Here is a 19,948-nt window from a genome sequence, read left to right on the forward strand (position 1 = left end):
GTTCTTTAAGTGAAGTGGTTGTAGATCTATCTATCGCGCGCGAACTGCAGGCGCGCGACGGACCGCAAGGCCTACAACGCAAAGTGACGTGTGAATGAGGAAGGCAAACTCGCGTGGAACAGCGAAATAAGCACGGTTTGACTCGCCGTATTGGCCTCGCCGGTGTACTGGGCCTAGCTGGCCTGGTTCTTTCCGGCTGTACTGTCGCCCCGCCGGAGAACGGTTTCTTTAACTTCTTGCGCATGGGCTGGCCGAAGGGCATCACCCCGGAGTCCAAGGAAATGGGCAACCTGTGGGTGTGGGTCTGGGTCGTCGCCTGGATCATCGGCATCATCATGTGGGTGCTGCTGTTTGTGAACATGGGTAGGTCTAGCGCCAAGAAGGCCGAGAAGCGCGGCGAGGACGAGTTCCCGCGCCAGACCGGCTACAACGTTCCGCTGGAGCTGGTTCTGACCACCCTGCCGGTTCTGATCGTCTGTGGCCTATTCTTCTTCAACGTTCAGGCGCAGGACCGCGCAACGGCTCTGGATAAGGATCCGAAGGTCGTCGTCGACGTGACCGGCTACCAGTGGAACTGGAAGTTCGGCTACCGGGAGATCGCCTCCGAGCTGAACGGCGGCCAGGAGTACAAGGGTGTCGACGAGAAGGCACAGGCCCGCGCAGAGGAGTCCAAGAAGCCTGCGAAGAACCTGGACGAGCACGGCGACCAGATCCCGGGCCCGATCCACGGCAACTCCAAGGATGACCTCAGCTACCTGCACTACAACAAGATCGAGACCGTGGGCACCACCCAGGAGATTCCGGTTCTGGTCGTTCCGTCCGGCACCCCGATCGAGTTCGATCTGGCTTCCGCCGACGTTGTCCACTCCTTCTGGATCCCGGAGTTCCTGTTCAAGCGCGACGTGTTCCCGCACCCGAGCGAGAACCGCTCCGAGCGTCGCTTCCAGGTTGAGTCCATCGACGAGGAAGGCGCATACGTCGGCCGCTGTGCTGAAATGTGCGGTACCTACCACGCGATGATGAACTTCGAGCTGCGCGTTGTCTCCCCGGAGAAGTTCGAGCAGTACATCCAGTTCCGTAAGGACAACCCGGAGGCTCCGAACTCCGAGGCGCTGAAGGCCATCGGTGAGGAAGGCTACGCAACCTCCACCCACCCGTTCGAGTCCGACCGCACCGGCACCCGTACTCCGAACGAGAACTACAAGGACCGCAACGCCGCTTAAACAGCGGAGCGCTAAGGGAAATTAAGGAAGAGAGATAAGCAAATGAACTCTGGTGCAAAGCTTTTCTACGCTATCGGTACCTTCTTCGTTGTAGTCACGGTGTTCTACTTCATCGTCACCTCCTCCGTGGAGGACTCGGGCAACGTCATGGGTGTTGAGTGGGCTGGTGGCACCGGCCTGGTCATGGCCACCCTGCTGGCCTTCATGCTCGGTGGTTACCTCCACCTGACCGCCTCCAAGACCGACATCGGTCCGGACGACTGGGAAGAGGCAGAGATCGAGGACGGCGAGGGAGTGCTGGGCTTCTTTTCCGCAAGCTCCATCTGGCCGTTCTGGATGACCGTCTCCATCGTCGTGATGGGCGCCGGTCTGGCATGGTGGCACCTGTGGCTGGTCGCCTTCGGTGCCGTCATGCTGATCTGGGCCACCACGATGCTGAACCTGCAGTACGGCCTGCCGCCGGAGAAGCACTAAACTTCACACTTCACTAAAAACTCCCCCTCCGCCAGTCTTTAGGACCGGGCTCGGAGGGGGAGTTCTCTTATTTAGTGACGCCCTCAGGCGCCACTAGATCAGAATTCCTTGCCGATGATCTTTTCCATCTGCTTGAGGGCGGCGCCGGATTCCAGAGCCTCGCGGGCGATCTGCACCTGCTCGCGCAGAGTCTCCTGGAAGCCCTTCTCCTCCCAGCCCCGCACGGCCGTCAGGGCGCCAGCGGCGTTAATCAAGACAGCATCCTTGATAGCGCCGGAGATCTCACCCTTCATCAGGCGCACGGCCACGTCCGCGTTGTACTGTGCGTCGCCGCCGACCAGGCTGCCGTCCTCGTAGAAGTCGAGGCCGACGTTGCGAGGGTTGATGACTTCCTCGTCGGTGCGGCCGTTGGCGTCCACAGTAACGACCTCGGTAGGAGTGCACACAGAGATCTCGTCCATGCCATCCATGCCCCGCACCACGAGAACGCGGCTGCCTTGGCGGGCGAACGCGCCGCCCATGATGGGCATGAACTCCTTGAAAGCGCAGCCGATCAGGCCGAACTTCGGGTACGCGGGGTTGGTCATGGGGCCCAGCAAGTTGAAGATGGTGGGGGCGCCCAGCTGGCTGCGCACGGGGCCGGCGAAACGCATCGCCGGGTGGTAGGTCTTTGCAAACATGAAGGCGAAGCCCGTCTCGTGCGCATCCTGGCGGATGGCCTCGGGGGAGCGCTCGATGTCCAAGCCCAGGGCCTCCAACATGTCTGCACCGCCGCACTTGGAGCTGGCGGCGCGGTTGCCGTGTTTAACCACCGGCACGCCCGCGGCGCTGACCACGAAGGAAGCCATGGTGGAAATGTTGACAGTGTGGTGGCCGTCGCCGCCCGTGCCCACGATGTCTACACAGTTGGGGACGTCCGAGAAGTCCACAGGGGTGGCGAAGCTAGTCATCGTCTCGGCTGCAGCGGCCAGCTCGGCCGCGGTGATGCCGCGCACGCGGATGCCGAAGGCAAAGGCGGCGATCTGCGCGTCGGTAGCGTTGCCCTCCATGATCTCGTTCATCGCCCAGCGAACCTGGGCCTCGCTGAGCTCCTGGCCCTTGCCGAGTCGCCCGAGCAGGCCGGGCCAGGTGAAGTAGCTCGGCGGTAGTTGCTCGGGGCTAAGGCCGCTGGTTTCTACGGAACGTGGGGTAGTGGGGGACATAGCTGCTTCGACGCACCTTTCTGTCAGGAACCTGTGCCGCGCATCGGCACACTGAGTAAATACATACTGTACTAACCAGTCTATTAGGCGCGTGGGGGGCGCGGAGGCCTTTGGGTAGGCGCGGCCCGAGGGGCCGGTTCTGCGGGAAAGGCTGTCGGGGGAGCGTCGGGGGGGATGGAGGGCGGCTAGCCCCATAGCGGGGTGGTCGGTGTGTCAGCCCTTGACGAAAGTGGCATTTGACCTGTCGTTATGTGACTCGTCGGATCCGGGGATGGAAAAGTTCCCACTAGCCCCTTACGGGGTTGGCTTTCAGGTTTATCCAAGGTTTCACCTGCGATTTTACAGATTGCTTCCAGAAAACCGCCGAAGTGAATCGACTATCGGGCTTGAAACGGCCATACTGTTATGCGTGACGAGCGCAGTTGAAAACCCAGGTATGGCAGCACCACAACGTGTTGCGACACTGAACCGACCCAACATGGTCAGTGTCGGCACGATTGTGTTCCTGTCTCAGGAATTGATGTTTTTCGCTGGCCTGTTCGCGATGTACTTCGTGTCCAAGGCCAACTCTGGCGGCGATTGGCCGTCCGAGCCCACCGAGCTGAATGTGCCGTTCGCGGCAACGATTACGGTCATCCTGATCAGTTCTTCGTTCACTGCTCAGTGGGGCGTCTTCGCAGCGGAGAGGGGTGACGTCTTCGCGCTACGCAAGTGGTACGCATTGTCCGCGCTGCTGGGAACTATCTTCCTTATCGGCCAGGGCTACGAGTATGTCCACTTGGTGCAGCACGGAACCACCATCCCCGGATCCGTCTACGGATCGGTCTTCTTCATCACGACAGGCTTCCACGGCGCGCACGTGCTCGCCGGTGTTATCGCCTTCCTCGTGGTGCTGCTGAGGACCGCGAAGTCGAAGTTCACCCCGGCGCAGGCCACCGCCGCCGTCGTTGTGTCCTACTACTGGCACTTCGTCGACGTTGTGTGGATCGGCCTGTGGATCACCATTTACTTCATTCAGTAGGCCGGCCAGGTCGGTTCTTCTCCCTAAGAAGAGAGTCGGCCTACAGCCCATCGCAATTCCATTGACTAACAAATAAGGGAACAAGATGGATATCAACTCCACCAACGCAACCACGGAGCAAGGCTCCAGTGGTTCGAAGGGCAGTGCCGCTAAGGCACGCCGCCGCCGGAAGGTCCGCAAGGCCTTCGCCGGCGCGTTGGCTTTGCTGTTCGCGCTCACGGGCGCGGGCTTCCTCGCCAACGCATTGACCCCCGATGCACAGAACGCCGTTGCCGAGCAGAGCACGGAAGAGCTGGCACAGCAGGGTAAGGAAATCTACGAGGTTGCTTGTATCACCTGCCACGGTGCAAACCTGCAGGGCGTGAAGGATCGCGGTCCTTCCCTGATCGGCGTCGGCGAAGGCTCCGTGTACTTCCAGGTGCACTCCGGCCGTATGCCGATGCTGCGCAACGAGGCGCAGGCCAAGCGTAAGCCCCCGCGCTACTCCGAGCAGCAGGCACTAGCGCTGGCCGCATACGTTAACGCTAACGGTGGCGGCCCGGGCATCGTCCGCGATGCTAACGGCGAGATCGCCATGGAGTCCCTGCGTGGCGCCAACAACAAGGATGGCAAGATCGACCCGGCCGACGTTGCCCGTGGTTCCGATCTGTTCCGCCTGAACTGTGCATCTTGCCACAACTTCACCGGTAAGGGTGGCGCACTTTCCAGTGGTAAGTACGCTCCGCCGCTGGCACCGGCCAACGAGCAGGAGCTCTACCAGGCCATGCTGACGGGTCCGCAGAACATGCCTAAGTTCTCCGATCGCCAGCTGACCGCTGACGAGAAGAAGGACATCATTGCCTACATCAAGTCGGCTGAGGAAACCCCTAACCCGGGTGGCTTCGGCCTGGGCGGTATCGGCCCGGTGACTGAGGGCATGGTCATGTGGTTTATCGGCATCGTGGTTCTCGTTGCCTTCGCTATGTGGATTGGATCGCGGTCATGAGTGAGAACAACAGGAAGTACAGCAACGAAGAGCTGTCGAAGATGAATAACGACGAGCTCGCCCGCCTGGGTACCGAGCTCGACGGCGTGACGGTTGCATACCGCAAGGAACGCTTCCCGATCGCCAACGATCCCGCTGAGAAGCGTGCGAGCAGCAAGGTCACCATTTTGCTGGCTCTGTCGATCCTGTTCGGCATCGCTTTCATCGGTGTCTACCTGTTCTGGCCCTGGGAGCACAAGGGTCTGGAAGAGGACGGCCTGTGGCTCTACTCGGTCTACACCCCGCTGCTGGGCATCACGTCCGGTCTGAGCATCACCCTGCTCGGTGCGGCCATCGTTGCCTACACCAAGAACTTTGTTCCGGAAGAGATTTCGGTTCAGACCCGTCACGACGGCCCGTCTGAGGAAGTCGACCGCCGTACCCTGGTCGCTCTACTGAACGACTCCTGGAAGACCTCCACCCTGGGCCGCCGCCCGGTTATCGCCGGTCTGGCCGGTACCGGTGCGGTTCTGGCTGGCCTGGTTATCGCTTTGCCGCTGGGCGGCATCGTTAAGAACCCCTGGAAGGCCAAGGCCATGGGTATTCAGGGCGACGGTACCCTCTGGACCACCGGCTGGACGCTGGTGGAGCAGGGCGAGAAGGTTTACCTGGGCCGCGACACCGGCGCAATCGCCGAGGAGCACGACGGTCACTACAGCACCAAGGGCGTGTCTCGCCTGATCCGCATGCGCCCGGAGGATCTGGACGCAGCCTCCATGGAGACCGTGTTTCCGCTGACTGAGGACATGGTCAACGATGGTGACAAGTTCGACAAGAACCGTGACGTCTACGAGGAGCACATGCACTCCATCCACGGCTCGCGCAACGCCGTAATGTTGATCCGCCTGCGCCCGGAGGACGCTGACAAGGCGATTCTGCGTGAGGGCCAGGAGGACTTCCACTACGGCGATTACTTCGCTTACTCGAAGATTTGTACTCACATCGGTTGCCCTACGTCCCTGTATGAGCAGCAAACTAACCGCATCCTCTGCCCGTGCCACCAATCTCAGTTCGATGCACTGCAGCACGGTAAGCCGATCTTTGGACCGGCAGCTCGCGCCCTGCCTGAGCTGTCGATCTCGGTCGACGAAGAGGGATACATGTACGCCGACCGTAACTTCATCGAGCCTGTCGGCCCGGCATTCTGGGAGCGTCGTTCATGACCACTAAACAACAGAGCCGCGCTGCTAAAGCGGCCAACAACATCGACGAGCGGTACACTGCCTCCGGCCTGATCCGCCCGCAAATTAACAAGGTATTCCCGACTCACTGGTCCTTCATGCTCGGTGAGATCGCGCTGTACTCCTTCATCATCCTGATCCTGTCCGGTGTCTACCTGACGCTGTTCTTCGATCCGTCCATGTCGAAGGTGATCTACGACGGCGCCTACGCACCGCTCAACGGTGTGGAGATGTCCGCCGCCTACCACACCGCACTGGACATCTCGTTCGAGGTTCGCGGTGGCCTGTTCATCCGCCAGGTCCACCACTGGGCTGCACTGCTGTTCGCAGTGTCCATCATGGTTCACATGATGCGCATCTTCTTCACCGGTGCATTCCGCAAGCCACGTGAGGCTAACTGGATCATCGGTTGTGTCCTGCTGCTGCTGTCCGTGGCAGAGGGCTTCATGGGTTACTCCCTGCCGGACGACCTGCTCTCCGGTGTTGGTCTGCGCATTATGTCCGCCATCATCGTTGGTCTGCCGATCATCGGTACCTGGCTGCACTGGATCATGTTCGCTGGCGACTTCCCGGGTGAGATCATCATTCCTCGCCTGTACATCGCCCACGTGCTGCTGATCCCGGGCATCCTGCTGGCCCTGATCGCCGCCCACTTGGCACTGGTTTGGTACCAGAAGCACACCCAGTTCCCTGGACCGGGTCGTACTGAGAACAACGTTGTCGGCGTACGTATTCTGCCGGTGTTCGGTCTGAAGGCTGCTTCCTTCGGCCTGATCACCTTCGGTGTCGTCGCTCTGATGGCTGGTCTCTTCCAGATCAACGCAATCTGGAACCTCGGCCCGTACAACCCGTCGCAGGTTTCCGCCGGTTCCCAGCCGGATATCTACATGCTGTGGACTGACGGTGCTGCACGTGTCATGCCTGCATGGGAGCTCTACCTCGGTAACTACACCATTCCGGCTGTGTTCTGGGTAGCTCTGCTGCTGGGCAGCCTGGTTGTGCTGCTGTTCGCTTACCCGTGGATCGAGCAGAAGATGACTGGCGATGACGCCCACCACAACCTGCTGCAGCGTCCGCGCGACGTGCCGGTTCGTACCGCACTGGGTGTCATGGCACTGGTCTTCTACGTGCTGCTGACCATCTCCGGTGGTAACGACCTGGTTGCACTGCACTTCACGATCTCGCTGAACCTGATGACCTGGGTAGGCCGTATCGGCCTGGTGCTGCTGCCGCCGATCGCGTACTTCATCACCTACCACCTGTGCATCTCCCTGCAGCGTAACGACCGCGAGGTTCTGGAGCACGGCATCGAGACTGGCACCATTCGCCAGCTGCCTTCCGGTGGCTTCATCGAGGTTCACCAGCCGCTGGGCCCGGTCGACGAGCACGGCCACCCGATCCCGCTGGAGTACCAGGGTGCATATGTTCCGAAGACCATGAACGAGCTCGGCGCAGCCGGCCAGCCTGGCCGCGGCAGCTTCTTCACCCCGGATTCCCCGGAGATCGCGGAGAAGGCCGAGCGCATCGAGAAGGCCAACCACGCGGAGCAGAAGGAAATGTTCGAGCGACTGAACGAGGAGAACCGTCGTCGCCACGAGGAGCTCGACAAGTAGTCTCCATTCGAGCTAACTCAACTGCTCTCACATAAGGCTCGAGGAAATCCCGTCCACCATTCGGTGGGCGGGATTTTTGCTGTCAAGAGTTAGGAAGCTGCCGGCAGCGCCCGGAGGGCTTTAGTGCGCCGACAGCGCCCGCAGGACGTCGTAGGTGGCTAGGGCGTCGCTCATTGCGCGGTGTAGCGGACGGTGGGGGACTTTAAGGTATGACGCCACGTTTCCCAGCCGATAGCGCCCCACCGACTCTCTGGGGATGAGCGAGCGGGAAGCCTCCGCAGTGCACACCAGGCGCGGGGTGTATGGAGGGATAACGGGGTCCGGGGCTGGGGCGACATCGCCCAGCTGGGCGCGGAGGATCTCGTGTTGGAGGAAAGAGAAGTCGAAGGAGACATTGTGTCCTACTAGGCGCGGAGTCCCCATGCTTGGTGTCGAGGCTGGGGCCGAGGCTGCGGCCGATCCTGACGCATCCCGGAGGAAAGCCAGCAAGCCCGGCAGAATCTCGGCGAAGCTGGGCTTGTCGGCCAGCAGACCGTCGGAGATGCCCGTGAGGTCTGTGATTTCCTGAGGCACGTTGCGATGCGGGTTGAGCAGGGTAGTGAACTGATCCTGGAGGTCGCCGTCGCAGATACGCAAGGCGGCGATCTCAATGATTCGCTCATCCTGCGGCCGTAGCCCCGTGGTTTCAATATCGATGACGATGCAGTTCTCAAGGGTCTGCTGTAGATCTAGGCGCAGCTTGCCGCTGTGCAGACTTGATGATTCATCTGGAGAGTGAGGCTGGGTAGGGGACACGGGGAGTAAGTCTAGCGGGCGGGTAGGACAGCGGTGGCTGAAGTGATGCGCCGTGGGGTCGTAGGGGCGTCAATAACAGGACAGAAACACGCCAGTAACAGTGCATGTGATGAGGATCACATAAAAGACTTCCTTAAGAGACCCTAAACGAGATTTTTCAACAGTCGCTAGTGCCGCGATTTCCAAATTCGCAGGTCAACGAATTATAAAGCTTTGGTAACTTTCACGTTCGCCTTGAGGGTTTAGAAAATCTCAGTTTTATAACAACGGCACGTCGGCGGCTGAAACGCAGGATATTTGACGAAGAGCTGGACACGGCTTGTGTTCATTTCGTAATCTTTTCGAGACCTTAAGGGTGAGCGACAAAGAGTTCACCGCACCGCGGTAGCGCACAGGAGCTACCGGGCGAGGGGAGAAGGAAGAGTTCCGAACCCCAGACAACGGATTGAAAGGTAATTGAGGACTTATATGGGCAAGCACAGCCTGAAGAAGAACAACGCACCCCGCAACGCAGCAATGATCGCCGCTGTCGGTGTGGGCGCCGCTGTACTGAACCCCGCTGCAGCCCAGGCTGCTCCGGTTACCCACACCCCGTCCGGCGTCACCGTTGACGTCCCGGACCACCTGATGCCGACCATCAAGCCCTACTTCAAGCAGGCCAACCTGACCGCCGGTGGCAACAACGCTCCAGCGCCTGCAGCTAAGCCGGCTGCTAAGAAGCCTGCTGCTTCCTCCGTCGGCCAGCGCATCGCTAACATCGCGAAGTCCAAGGTTGGCGCTCCGTACTCCTGGGGCGCATCTGGTCCGAATGCTTTCGACTGCTCCGGCCTGACCTCCTGGGCTCACCGCCAGGTTGGCAAGAACATTCCGCGTACCTCCTCCGCACAGGCTAACACAGGCAAGAAGGTCTCCCTGAACGCTCTGCAGCCGGGCGACGTCATCTCCTACTACGGCGGTGCTTCCCACGTTGCTATCTACATCGGCAACGGCAAGATCGTCCACGCACTGAACTCCTCCAACCCGGTGCGTATCGACAACCTGCACATGATGCCGGTTTACAACGCGGTGCGTTTCTAAAATTTTTTAGTGACGCCCACCCGGCGTTTCGCCAGCTCGACAGATGCGATCGGGGCTGGTGTGACAACTGGTGAGCATGTGATTGAGTGGGGCTGGAACTCGGTTGAGGCCAGTCCCACTTTTGCCCTTTGTTGTGGCAGAATATCTATCGTTATCAAACGTTGATAAACGTTACCTGGCCGTTCGGCGGCCCGGATTCAGTGAGAATTAAAGAAAGTCCAGTCGTGAACGTGTTGTCTTCCTCTTCCCGTGATCGCCGCTTCGGCACCCGCACCGTCGCCAAGACCGCCACCGCGGCTTTGCTAACCCTCGCCGTTGGCGCCTCCCTTCCGCAGGCCGCGGCGGATCCGCAGCAGGATCAGCAGCAGGGCAACCCGCAGCAGCACGAAGAGAAGAAGGACGACAAGAAGGCCGAGCAGAAGCGCGCCGACGAGATCCACCGCCTGCTGGACGCGCCGATCCCTAAGGACGTAGACGGCCTGCTGGCTCACGTGGACAAGATCTCCGGCTTCGCCTCCGAGACCTCCGACGAGGTTGAACAGCTGAAGATCGACATCGACCAGGCGCAAGGGAACTTGGACAAGGCCAACAAGTCCGCCGAAGACGCGCAGAAGAAGGCCGACAAGCTCAATATCGACGTCGAGGCTTCCCGCAAGAACGTCTCCGGCGTGTCCAAGGCCATGTACCGTGGCGCAACCGTGGATCCCGTCTCCGCCTTTGTTGGCTCGCAGGGCCCGCAGGCAGCCGTTGAGCGTTCCTCCTACCTGGCATCCATCGGCGACAAGCGTGCAGAGACCGTTACCGCACTGAGCCAACAGCTCAAGGAAGCCGTCAGCGAGAAGAACAAGGCCAGCCGTTCCAAGGCCACCGCCGACTTCCAGCTGCGCACTCTGAACGACCGAAAGAAGGACCTGGAAGAGCGCAACGATCAGCTGGATGCGCTGAAGGACAAGGTCATGAAGGCCGTGGACGGCTTGAGCCCGGAGGATCGTCGCCGCTGGGTCGACCGCAATGGCCCGATCGACGTGGACGTCGAGCAGTTCCTCGGCGACCTGAAGAAGAAGGCCGGCTCCGACGGTCCGGTGAACGCCACCGGCGTGGTTGCCGCAGCGTTGTCCAAGCTGGGCGCGCCATACTCCTGGGGCGCCACCGGCCCGGATGCCTTTGACTGCTCCGGCCTGATGTTCTGGGCTTACCAGCAGGAGGGCAAGTCCATTCCGCGTACCTCCTCCGCCCAGATCGCCGGCGGCCAGTCGGTCTCCATCAACGACCTGCAGCCGGGCGACATCGTCGGCTACTACCCGGGCGTGACCCACGTCGGCATGTACATTGGCGACGGCAAGATCGTCCACGCCTCCGACTACGGCATCCCCGTCCAGGTCGTTCCGGTGGACTCCATGCCGATCCAGGGCGCGGCGCGCTACTAAGGCACCTGCCTGTAACGGCGCGTGCGGTAGCATCCTTGCGTATGGCCAAGGAAGACCAGCCCCAAGAAAACCGGCAGAGCCACCCGCGCGTCCTCGTCGTAACTAACGACTTCCCGCCGACCCTCGGCGGGATTCAGACCTACGTGCGCGACTACCTCTCCACGCTGAACCCGGAGAACGTCGTTGTCTTCGCCTCCACGCAGAACACGGAGGATGCCCGCGCCTTCGACGCGCAACAGTCCTACCGGGTGGTTCGCTGGCCGCGCAGCGTGATGCTGCCCACCCCAGCCACCGCACGGAAGATGCAGCAGCTGATCCGCGAGCACAACATCCACACCGTCTGGTTCGGCGCCGCCGCACCGCTGGCGCTGATGGCCAAGGCCGCACGTGCAGCGGGAGCTCGCCGCGTGGTCGCCTCCACGCACGGCCACGAGGTCGGCTGGTCCATGTTCCCCGGCTCCCGCCAGGTGCTACGGCGCATCGGCAACACCGTGGACTGCCTGACCTACGTTTCCCACTACGCGCGCAACCGCATGGCCGCCGCGTTTGGCCCCACCGTCGCCTGGGAACCCATGCCCGGCGGGGTGAACACCGACCTTTTCCGCCCGGACCCAGCCATGCGGGAAACCCTGCGCGCCCGCTATGGCCTGGGGGACAAGAAGGTCATCGTCGCCGTTTCCCGCCTGGTCCCGCGCAAGGGCCAGGACACGCTGGTCAGAGCCATGCCCGCCGTCCTGCGCGAGCACCCGGATGCGCACCTGCTGATCGTCGGACCCGGTACGTACCGCGGGAAGTTGGAGAAACTGGCGCGTCGGCTGGGCGTCATAAAGAACACAACTTTTACCGGCGCCGTCGATGTAGAGGAGCTACCGGGGCATTTCGTGGCCGGCGATGTGTTTGCGCTGCCGGTGCGCACGCAGCTGGGCGGGCTGTCGGTGGAAGGCCTCGGCATCGTGTTCCTGGAGGCGCAGGCCGCCGGAGTGGCCACTGTCGCGGGCAATGGCGGCGGCGCGCCTGAGACGGTGATCGATGGGGAGACCGGGCTGGTCGTGGACTCACGGGACCTCGATGACGTTGTGGGGTGTATCTCTTCTTTGCTTGGTGACGCCCCCACGCGCCAGCGGCTATCGAACGCAGCGAGGGAGTACGTGACGGGGAAGTGGACCTGGGAAGTCCTCGGCCACCAGTGCCGTGCGGTGATGGCCGGAACCGGCGGCATTCCGCCGCACCACAGCTTCGCCTGAGACCCGGCTGGCCGGGGGAAGGTAGCGGCAGAATTTCTATGCGCTGCCCGGCTGGCTAGAATGAGGGGGTTAATCGGCACAGAAGAGTACAGACAAGCACAGACGAAGTGGAGAGGGTGGAACGCCTAGTGACTGGGACCCTAACCGTGGGCGTGGACATCGGTGGCACGAACCTGCGCGCCGCCGTAGTGGACGCGGACGGGCAGATCCTGGACATCGAGAAGCTGCCCACACCCTCTAGCGTGTACGCGCTGGAAACCGCGCTGGCGCACGCCATCGGCTGCCTGCAACGCCGCAACGAGGGCATTGTGGCGGTGGGCCTGGCCGTGGCGGGGTTTATTAACTCCCAGCGCGATACGGTGCGCTTCGCCCCGCACCTGCCGTGGCGCAACGCGAAAGTGACCGAACGGCTGAGCGCGAAGCTAGGGCTGCCGGTGGAGCTGGAGCACGACGCAAACTCGGCCGCGCTGGGGGAGTACTACCTGGGGGCCGCGCAGAACGCGGGGACGTGGGTCCTGTTCGCACTGGGCACCGGCATCGGTGGTGCCGTGATGGTGGACGGGGAGATCTACCGCGGAGCTTTCGGCACCGCCCCGGAGTTTGGGCACCTGACCGTCATGCCCGGCGGGCGGGCGTGCCCCTGCGGCAAGCAGGGCTGCCTGGAGCGCTACTGCTCTGGCTCGGCGCTGGCGCTGACGGCGCAGGACCTGATTGCAACCGGCCGCTACCCGGATTCGGCCATCACCCGCGAGTACGTCCAGCACCCGGAGGAGATCTCCGGCCGGGCGATCGTGCGCCTGGCCCGGGAGGGCGATCCGCTGGCCCGCGCCGCCATCGAGGACATGGGGCTGTGGCTGGGGCGCGGCCTGTCCCTTGTGCAGGACGTGCTGGATCCGGAGCTGATCGTGATCGGCGGGGGAGTCAGCTCCGACGCGGACCTGTTCCTGGACCAGGCGGAATCGATGATGAACTACAGCATCGTCGGTGCAGGCCACCGCCCGGTAGCAGAGGTGAAAACCGCACAGCTGGGTGGCGATGCCGGTATGATCGGCGTGGCGCTGCTGGCGCGCAAGCAGCTTGAGCGTGGCGCTGAATAGGGAAGCCACCAAGGGACGGTAAGTTTTAGAACATGCAGAACAAGGCGTATTGGTTTTTCAAGTACATCCTCATTGGCCCGTGGCTGCGCGTGTACAACCGCCCCTTCACCAAGGGGTTGGAGAAGCTGCCGAAGGAGGGGGCGGGCATCCTGGCCTCCAACCACCTGGCGGTGATGGACTCGTTCTACCTGCCACTGGTATCCAAGCGCCAGCTGACCTTCCTGGCTAAGAAGGAATACTTCACCACCCCGGGCCTGGTCGGTGGCATCCAGAAGTTCTTCTTCAGCTCCGTCGGCCAGGTGCCGATCGACCGCGAGGATAAGGAATCCCAAAACGCCGCCATGGGCACCGCCCTGAAGGTACTGGAGCGCGGGGATCTGCTGGGAATGTACCCGGAGGGCACCCGCTCCCCGGACGGGCGCCTATACCGCGGCAAGACCGGCCTGGCCCGCATCGCCCTGGAATCCGGCCAGAAGGTCTACCCGGTGGCCATGATCAACACGAACAAGGCCAACCCGATCGGCACCTGGATCCCGCGCCCCGCCCGCTGTGGGGTGTACGTCGGCGACCCGATCGATCCGGATGATTTCCGCGATGCCGGCGACGACTACGCGCAGGCCAGGGCTCTGACCGACGCGATTATGGAGGCCCTCCACGAACTGTCCGGCCAGGAGTATGTAAAGGACTTCTACGCTGCTGACGTGAAGAAATCCCTCGAGGCTGGCAAGGGTTACCCGCCGGGCTCCGAGCCGCGCAGCTAGCTATTCAATAGCTACTAGGTAGCTTCTTGGTAGCTACTCGGTAGGACTTTCACCAGGCATTTGCGTCCCCTCATTGGTTTGACTTCACGCGTGTGAACCTGATTCTGTTATAAGAATTATGGCAACTAAAGCGAGAGTCGAATGGGCTGATGCAGCCAAGGGTTTGTCCATCATTGGCGTGTGCATCATGCACGTCGTCACCGGTGTTCCCGGTGGCCAGGACACGGGACTCGGCCATTTCTCTAGTTTCCTCGACCCACTGCGGATGCCACTGTTCTTCCTGGTGTCGGGGCTTTTTGCACACCGCATTCTAGAACGTTCCTTCGCTGACCTGTGGTACCGCCGATTGTGGTTCCTGCTGGTGCCCTACCTGGTCTTCAACCCGTTCCACGCGCTGACGCGCATGCGGATCGACGGCAATGTCTCCTGGCTCGGCTTGGGTAAAGCCATGGTGCTGGGCAACGTGGGGCTCTGGTTCCTCTACGCCCTGATGCTCTACAACATCTTCGCCTGGATGCTGCGCAAGCAGCCGCCGTGGCTGGCGACCCTGGTTTCCTGCATCCCGCTGGTCGTCGGAGCCTTCCTCGGCGGCGGCGAGGACATTTTCTTCCGCCACGTGCTGACGTACGCCCCGATGTTCTTCATCGGCCTGCACTACCGCGACTTCTTCTTCCGCCTAGCCCGCGAGGCCTTCCGCCCCTGGGTGGTAATCGGCAGCGCGGTGTTGTTCTTCGGCACCGAGTACGTGATGCGCACTTTATCTAAGACACTTTTTAGTGATTGGACGCCCACTGTTGCGGCTATAACCCTGGGAACGGACCTGGTGCGCTCCTTGGCTGCTGTGCCGTTTGCCATCGTCGTTTCCGTTTGGATCTGCGCGATTCCGCATGTAAACCGCCTGTTCCTGTTCGTCGGCCGCAACACCTTGCAGGTCTACGTCTTCCACCCCTTGGGCCTGTATCTTCTGGGCGGGATTGCCGGGTCCTTGGCCACGGCACACCCGGAAACGCTCTCCTTCCTGGGCACCATGGCAGGTCAGCTGTGGTGGGGCATCGGCGCTTGCGTGGTGGCCTCCGCAGTCGGCTATGCGATCGGGAAGACTCCCTACCTGGGCTGGGTGCTGTTCCCGCCGGCACTGCGGCGTCCACAAGAAGAGCAGCAACAATCTCGCAACAGCGCACCCGCAGGCGGCGAGCGAGCCCCTTCGGCCTAGCGCGACCCAAAGGGATCTAAACTGGATAATCGTGCGCTACTTCTACGACACAGAATTCATCGAAGACGGCTCCACGATCGACCTGATCTCCATCGGCGTGGTGGCTGAGGACGGCCGCGAGTTCTACGCGGTCTCTACCGAATTCAACGAGCACCGGGCAGGGCAGTGGGTGAAGAAGAACGTGCTGCCGCTGCTGCCCCCGCGCTCAGACAAGGCGTGGATGGATCGCGCGACGCTGCGCACCAAACTGCATGAGTTCCTGGTTCCCGAGCGCACCACCCGCGGTCGCGGTAAGCCTAGCGACCGGCCTGAGCTCTGGGCCTGGGTGGGCGCCTACGATCACGTGGCCCTGGCGCAACTGTGGGGCGATATGACGGGCCTGCCCTCCGACCTACCGCGCTTCACCCACGAGCTCAAGCAGCTGTGGGAGATGGCCGGCCGCCCGCGGCTACCCGAGAGCCCGAGCAATGCCCACGACGCGCTGGCGGACGCCCGCTTCAACGTGGTGAAGTACCGCCTGTCCATGGAGGCCCTGCAGTCCTAATCGCCCCGCCGGGGCTTCAGCGCAAGGGCCGCAGCCGTGGCGCCCCGCGCAGCTGAAAGGGATCTAAATGGCAATGAAACAGGCCACATACAGTATGATCTGCCTATGGCTTGGACTATTGATGCACCGTTAGATGAACTCCCCGATCTGCCGCCGCTGCCAGCGGACATGGCGGAGAAATTAGAAGACGCGCTGTCCCGCGACGCGAAGCAGCAGCCCAGCTGGGATCCGGACCACGCGGGCCGCGTGCGCAAGATCCTGGAATCCGTGCCGCCGATCGTGGTGGCCCCGGAAGTTAAGAAGCTGAAGAAGCAGCTGGCAGACGTGGCCTTGGGCAAGGCTTTCCTGCTGCAGGGCGGCGACTGCGCCGAAACCTTCGAGACGAACACCGAGCCGCACCTGCGCGGCAACGTTAAGACCCTGCTGCAGATGGCAGTCGTGCTGACCTACGGCGCCTCCACCCCCGTGGTGAAGATGGGCCGCATCGCCGGCCAGTACGCGAAGCCGCGCTCCGCGGACCGCGACTCCAACGGTTTGCTGAACTACCGCGGTGACCTGGTCAACGGCGTGGAGGCCACCGAGGAAGCCCGCGCCCACGACCCATCCCGCATGGTGCGCGCCTACGCAAACTCCTCCGCGGCGATGAACCTGGTGCGCGCGCTGACTAACTCCGGCACCGCCGACCTGTACAAGCTGCACGAGTGGAACCGCGAGTTCGTGACGAACTCCCCGGCGGGTGCCCGCTACGAGGCCCTGGCCACCGAGATCGATCGCGGCCTGGAGTTCATGTCCGCTTGCGGTGTGACCTCCGAGAGCCTGCGCTCCGCGGACATCTTCGCCTCCCACGAGGCTCTGGTTCTGGATTACGAGCGCGCAATGCTGCGCCTGGCCCACGACGAAGAGGGCAACGACGCGCTGTACAACCTGTCCGCGCACCAGGTGTGGATCGGCGAGCGCACCCGCGGCCTGGACGACGCGCACATCCGCTTCGCGTCCCTGATCGCCAACCCGGTGGGCGTGAAGATCGGCCCGACGACCACCCCGGAGGAGGCTGTCGGCTACGTCCGCCAGCTGGACCCGAACAACACTCCGGGCCGCCTGACGCTGATCACCCGCATGGGCTACGACAAGATCCGCACGGCCCTGCCGCCCATCGTCGAGGCAGTGGAGGCCACCGGCCACAAGGTCATCTGGCAGTGCGACCCGATGCACGGCAACACCTACACCTCCAACAACGGCTACAAGACCCGCGACTTCGATCGCATCATCGACGAGGTTCAGGGCTTCTTCGAGGTGCACCGCAAGATCGGTTCGCACCCGGGCGGCATCCACGTGGAGCTGACCGGCGAAGACGTTACCGAGGTTGTCGGCGGCGGCCAGTCCATCACGGACCTGGACCTGCCGGAGCGTTACGCCACCACCGTGGACCCGCGCCTGAACACCCAGCAGTCGCTGGAGCTGGCGTTCCTGGTCGCGGAGATGCTGCGCAACTAAAGCGCTAAGCGCCCGGGCGCCGGTATCAGCCCTGGGCGCGCCCAAGCCAGCGCCCAGCTGGCGTGCAAGCGCCGGCTGCGCGCGAGCTTTTAGACCGTGGTCAGCGTGACCACGGCACCGCGGTGGCTACGAGCGCTGGGGCCGGGGGATTGACCCAGAACCAAGCCGTTGGGATCCCCCTTGATCTCCACCTCGAAGCCCGCGTCTTCCAGCTTCTCCCGAGCCCTTTCCCCAGTGAGCCCCAAAACCCAGGGCACGCGCTGGGACGTTGACTCGCGGATCTCCACATCTGTGTTCTTCGACGGGTCCACCAGTTCACCCGCACCAGGCGATTGCTCTGCTACGTCGCCGGAATCCTCGGAAGAGTCCTCCACGGGGGCGCCATCGACCGGGTTGAGGCCGGCCTCCCGCAGAGCCTTACGGGCGTCATCAATAGAAAGACCCTGCACGTCCGGCACCTCGATTGCGTTCGAGAGCACCAGAGTCACCTCCGATCCGGACTCGACCTCCGCGCCCTCCTTCGGGTCGGTGCGGATGGCCTGGCCGGCGGGGATGTCCTTGTTGAACTCCTCGGTTTCCTCGGCGACCTGCAAGCCAGCCTTCTCCAGGGTCTTCTTCGCCCGCTCGCTGTCCTGGCCTTTCACGCCCGGCACGGTGACGGGGCGCTTGCCCTTGCTCATGCGCACCTCGACGGTGGAACCGGTGTTTACTTCGGTTCCAGCGGCGGGTTGAACCTCTGCGACGTGGCCTTTTGCGATCTCGTCGGAGTAGACGTCATCGCCCTTCTTCACCTTGAGCGTGCGGTCGGTGAGCTTGTTCGTGTAGTACTGCAGGCTCGAGTTGGTGCCCGGATCCGGGACCGTTGGCTTGCCCAGGGAAAGCAGTACCGCGACTTCGGAACCCCGCACGGCCTTCTGCCCCTTGGCGGGATCGGTGCCCATGACGGTGTTCTTCTCCGACTTATTGTCGTAGCGCTCGTCCAGGGTGGAGCTGAAACCAGCTTCCTCGACAGTGGCCTGAGCTGTGGCTTTATCCATGCCTATTACGGTCGGGATTTCGCCGTAGCGGCCCGTGGTGAACCACCATCCGCCCAGCACCATGCCAATGACCAGGGCGATGAGGAGGACGATCCAGAAGACCGTCGCCACCGGGGACTTGTTGCTGAGCTTCGGCGCCCGCCGTGCTGGCCCCGGGCGGTGCGGTGCGTGACGGTTTTGCGCGTGCGGTGCCGGGTTATGTGGCACAGGGTTATGTGACGCAGGGCCGTGCTGTGCATACGGCGCGTGCGGCTGGTGTTGCATGCGCGTCGGGTTGGTGTGCGGGGCGTTGGCATTGTGGGGGAGCACCCCCTCGCCCGGTTCGCCCGGCCGCTCCGCGTACCCCGGTCGGCCTTCCGGCTGGAATTGCGTGACGGCGGTGTGGTGCGTCCCCGGCCGAGCGCGATCCTCCTGGGGCAGGACGACCGCGCGGGTGGACATAGATTCGTCGTCCCACGGGGTGCGCTCGCCGAAGTCGGTTCCCGCCAATGCGCTGCGTACGGCGGACTCGGTGGGGGCGGGCACCTGGAAATCGGGGACGTCGAGGTCCTCGGCGGCCTGCTCTACGGCTTCTAGGAACTCGGCGCCGTCTACGAAGCGCTGCGTAGGGTCGCGGTGGCAGGCGCGCAGAACCAGCTCGTCGATCTCCGGCGGGATATCGGGCATCAGCGTGCTGGGGGCGGGGACGGGGCGGTTGATGCGCGCCATGGCCGTCTCGATGGGCGTGCCGCCCTTGAAAGGCGTGCGTCCGGTGAGCAGCTCAAAAAGCAGGATGCCGGCGGAGTACACGTCGCTGGCTTGAGTCAGGTTCTCCCCGCGCACCTGCTCCGGGGAGAGGTAGCCGACGGTGCCGATGACCTGCCCGTTGACGGAGGTGGTGGCGTTGGTGGGGTCGCCCATCGCCTTGTTGATGGCACGCACCAGTCCGAAGTCGGCCAGCTTGACCTGGTTCCGGTCGCTGATCAGCACGTTATCCGGCTTGATGTCGCGGTGGATCATGCCCTTGGCATGGGCGATCGACAGCGCGGTGAGCACCGGCCGCATCACTGCGATGGCGGCGTGGGGCGGCATGGGGCCGCGCTCCTTTAGTAGTTCGCGGAGCGATCCGCCTTCGACCAGCTCCATCACCAGGAAGACATAGTCGTCGTCCACGCCCTGGTCGAAGACGTTCACCAGCGACGGGTCGCTGAGCTTCGCCACCGCGCGGGCCTCGCGCTCGAAGCGGGTGCGGAAGGCAGGTTCGCGGGCGAGTGCCGGATCCATCACCTTGACCGCCACTTCGCGGTCCAGGCGCGTATCGATAGCTGCATAGACTGTGGACATGCCACCGCGGGCGATCTGGGCGCCGATGCGGTAGCGCCACTCCAGCAGGTCTCCGGGGTGTAGCTCGCTCACGTCTATTTTCAGCCTCGTTTTCTAGCGGTTATCAGGGTCTATGGGTGGGCTTACAAGAGATGCTCTTGTGTGTAGTTGTGCTCAGTGTTACGCAATTATTCTAGTGGTACTCGTGTCATTATACGT

17 protein-coding genes are annotated in these 19,948 nt (G+C 62.7%); 14 read left to right on the plus strand and 3 right to left on the minus strand.

What is annotated here, in order from left to right; genetic code table 11:
• The first annotated feature begins 113 nt into the window (after positions 1-113).
• Together MHX66_RS06440 and MHX66_RS06445 are read left to right on the plus strand one after the other, a co-directional pair.
• On the plus strand, positions 114-1,223 hold the full coding sequence (locus tag MHX66_RS06440) for a cytochrome c oxidase subunit II (protein WP_239201319.1): 1,110 nt from the start codon (positions 114-116) through the stop codon (positions 1,221-1,223).
• 42 nt (positions 1,224-1,265) lie between these two features.
• The gene (locus MHX66_RS06445; RefSeq protein WP_239201323.1) at positions 1,266-1,697 is read left to right on the plus strand and encodes a cytochrome c oxidase subunit 4; all 432 of its coding nucleotides are present in this window, start codon (positions 1,266-1,268) and stop codon (positions 1,695-1,697) included.
• Positions 1,698-1,795: 98 nt separating this feature from the next.
• Here the strand turns inward: MHX66_RS06445 and trpD are convergent, their stop codons facing one another.
• Positions 1,796-2,899: an anthranilate phosphoribosyltransferase gene (gene trpD, locus MHX66_RS06450; protein WP_239201329.1), complete on the minus strand. Its 1,104-nt coding sequence runs from the start codon at positions 2,897-2,899 to the stop codon at positions 1,796-1,798.
• Between the two features lie 409 nt (positions 2,900-3,308).
• Between trpD and MHX66_RS06455 the strand changes: the two genes are divergently transcribed.
• The 4 genes from MHX66_RS06455 (at position 3,309) to MHX66_RS06470 (ending at position 7,738) form a co-directional block, all read left to right on the plus strand.
• Positions 3,309-3,920 carry a heme-copper oxidase subunit III gene (locus MHX66_RS06455; RefSeq protein ID WP_239201330.1) on the plus strand — a complete coding sequence of 204 codons (612 nt, stop codon included), beginning with the start codon at positions 3,309-3,311 and terminating at the stop codon, positions 3,918-3,920.
• A gap of 85 nt (positions 3,921-4,005) precedes the next feature.
• Entirely contained in the window at positions 4,006-4,905 is a 900-nt protein-coding gene (locus tag MHX66_RS06460) for a c-type cytochrome (protein ID WP_239201332.1), read from the plus strand.
• On the plus strand, positions 4,902-6,107 hold the full coding sequence (locus tag MHX66_RS06465; protein ID WP_239201334.1) for a ubiquinol-cytochrome c reductase iron-sulfur subunit: 1,206 nt from the start codon (positions 4,902-4,904) through the stop codon (positions 6,105-6,107). Before MHX66_RS06460 ends, MHX66_RS06465 begins: the two co-directional genes overlap by 4 nt.
• Complete coding sequence (locus tag MHX66_RS06470) at positions 6,104-7,738, plus strand: cytochrome bc complex cytochrome b subunit (RefSeq protein WP_239201335.1); 1,635 nt, start codon at positions 6,104-6,106, stop codon at positions 7,736-7,738. The genes MHX66_RS06465 and MHX66_RS06470 overlap by 4 nt, the downstream gene beginning before the upstream one ends.
• A gap of 120 nt (positions 7,739-7,858) precedes the next feature.
• Here MHX66_RS06470 and MHX66_RS06475 read toward each other — a convergent pair whose 3' ends face one another.
• Entirely contained in the window at positions 7,859-8,533 is a 675-nt protein-coding gene (locus MHX66_RS06475) for a 3'-5' exonuclease (RefSeq protein WP_239201336.1), read from the minus strand.
• A 468-nt stretch (positions 8,534-9,001) separates the two neighbouring features.
• Between MHX66_RS06475 and MHX66_RS06480 the strand changes: the two genes are divergently transcribed.
• The 8 genes from MHX66_RS06480 to MHX66_RS06515 all read left to right on the plus strand — a co-directional run bounded on the left by MHX66_RS06480 (position 9,002) and on the right by MHX66_RS06515 (position 17,390).
• Positions 9,002-9,610 carry a C40 family peptidase gene (locus MHX66_RS06480; protein ID WP_239201337.1) on the plus strand — a complete coding sequence of 203 codons (609 nt, stop codon included), beginning with the start codon at positions 9,002-9,004 and terminating at the stop codon, positions 9,608-9,610.
• A gap of 224 nt (positions 9,611-9,834) precedes the next feature.
• Positions 9,835-11,037, plus strand: coding sequence for an NlpC/P60 family protein (locus tag MHX66_RS06485; protein WP_239201338.1), 1,203 nt, complete (start codon positions 9,835-9,837; stop codon positions 11,035-11,037).
• Between the two features lie 41 nt (positions 11,038-11,078).
• Positions 11,079-12,281, plus strand: a complete 1,203-nt coding sequence (locus tag MHX66_RS06490) for a glycosyltransferase family 4 protein (RefSeq protein ID WP_239201340.1) — start codon at positions 11,079-11,081, stop codon at positions 12,279-12,281.
• A 128-nt stretch (positions 12,282-12,409) separates the two neighbouring features.
• Positions 12,410-13,378, plus strand: coding sequence for an ROK family protein (locus MHX66_RS06495; protein WP_239201342.1), 969 nt, complete (start codon positions 12,410-12,412; stop codon positions 13,376-13,378).
• Between the two features lie 32 nt (positions 13,379-13,410).
• Positions 13,411-14,139, plus strand: a complete 729-nt coding sequence (locus tag MHX66_RS06500) for a 1-acyl-sn-glycerol-3-phosphate acyltransferase (RefSeq protein WP_239201345.1) — start codon at positions 13,411-13,413, stop codon at positions 14,137-14,139.
• 118 nt (positions 14,140-14,257) lie between these two features.
• The gene (locus MHX66_RS06505; RefSeq protein WP_239201347.1) at positions 14,258-15,352 is read left to right on the plus strand and encodes an acyltransferase family protein; all 1,095 of its coding nucleotides are present in this window, start codon (positions 14,258-14,260) and stop codon (positions 15,350-15,352) included.
• 31 nt (positions 15,353-15,383) lie between these two features.
• Positions 15,384-15,896, plus strand: coding sequence for a polyadenylate-specific 3'-exoribonuclease AS (locus MHX66_RS06510; protein WP_239201349.1), 513 nt, complete (start codon positions 15,384-15,386; stop codon positions 15,894-15,896).
• Positions 15,897-16,001: 105 nt separating this feature from the next.
• A complete protein-coding gene (locus MHX66_RS06515) occupies positions 16,002-17,390 on the plus strand; it encodes a class II 3-deoxy-7-phosphoheptulonate synthase (protein WP_035005483.1) in 1,389 nt (462 codons plus the stop codon).
• Positions 17,391-17,479: 89 nt separating this feature from the next.
• Here the strand turns inward: MHX66_RS06515 and MHX66_RS06520 are convergent, their stop codons facing one another.
• On the minus strand, positions 17,480-19,822 hold the full coding sequence (locus MHX66_RS06520; RefSeq protein WP_239201351.1) for a PASTA domain-containing protein: 2,343 nt from the start codon (positions 19,820-19,822) through the stop codon (positions 17,480-17,482).
• Positions 19,823-19,948 lie beyond the last annotated feature (126 nt).

Source organism: Corynebacterium sp. ACRPH, assembly GCF_022347285.1.
Taxonomy (GTDB): Bacteria; Actinomycetota; Actinomycetes; order Mycobacteriales; family Mycobacteriaceae; genus Corynebacterium.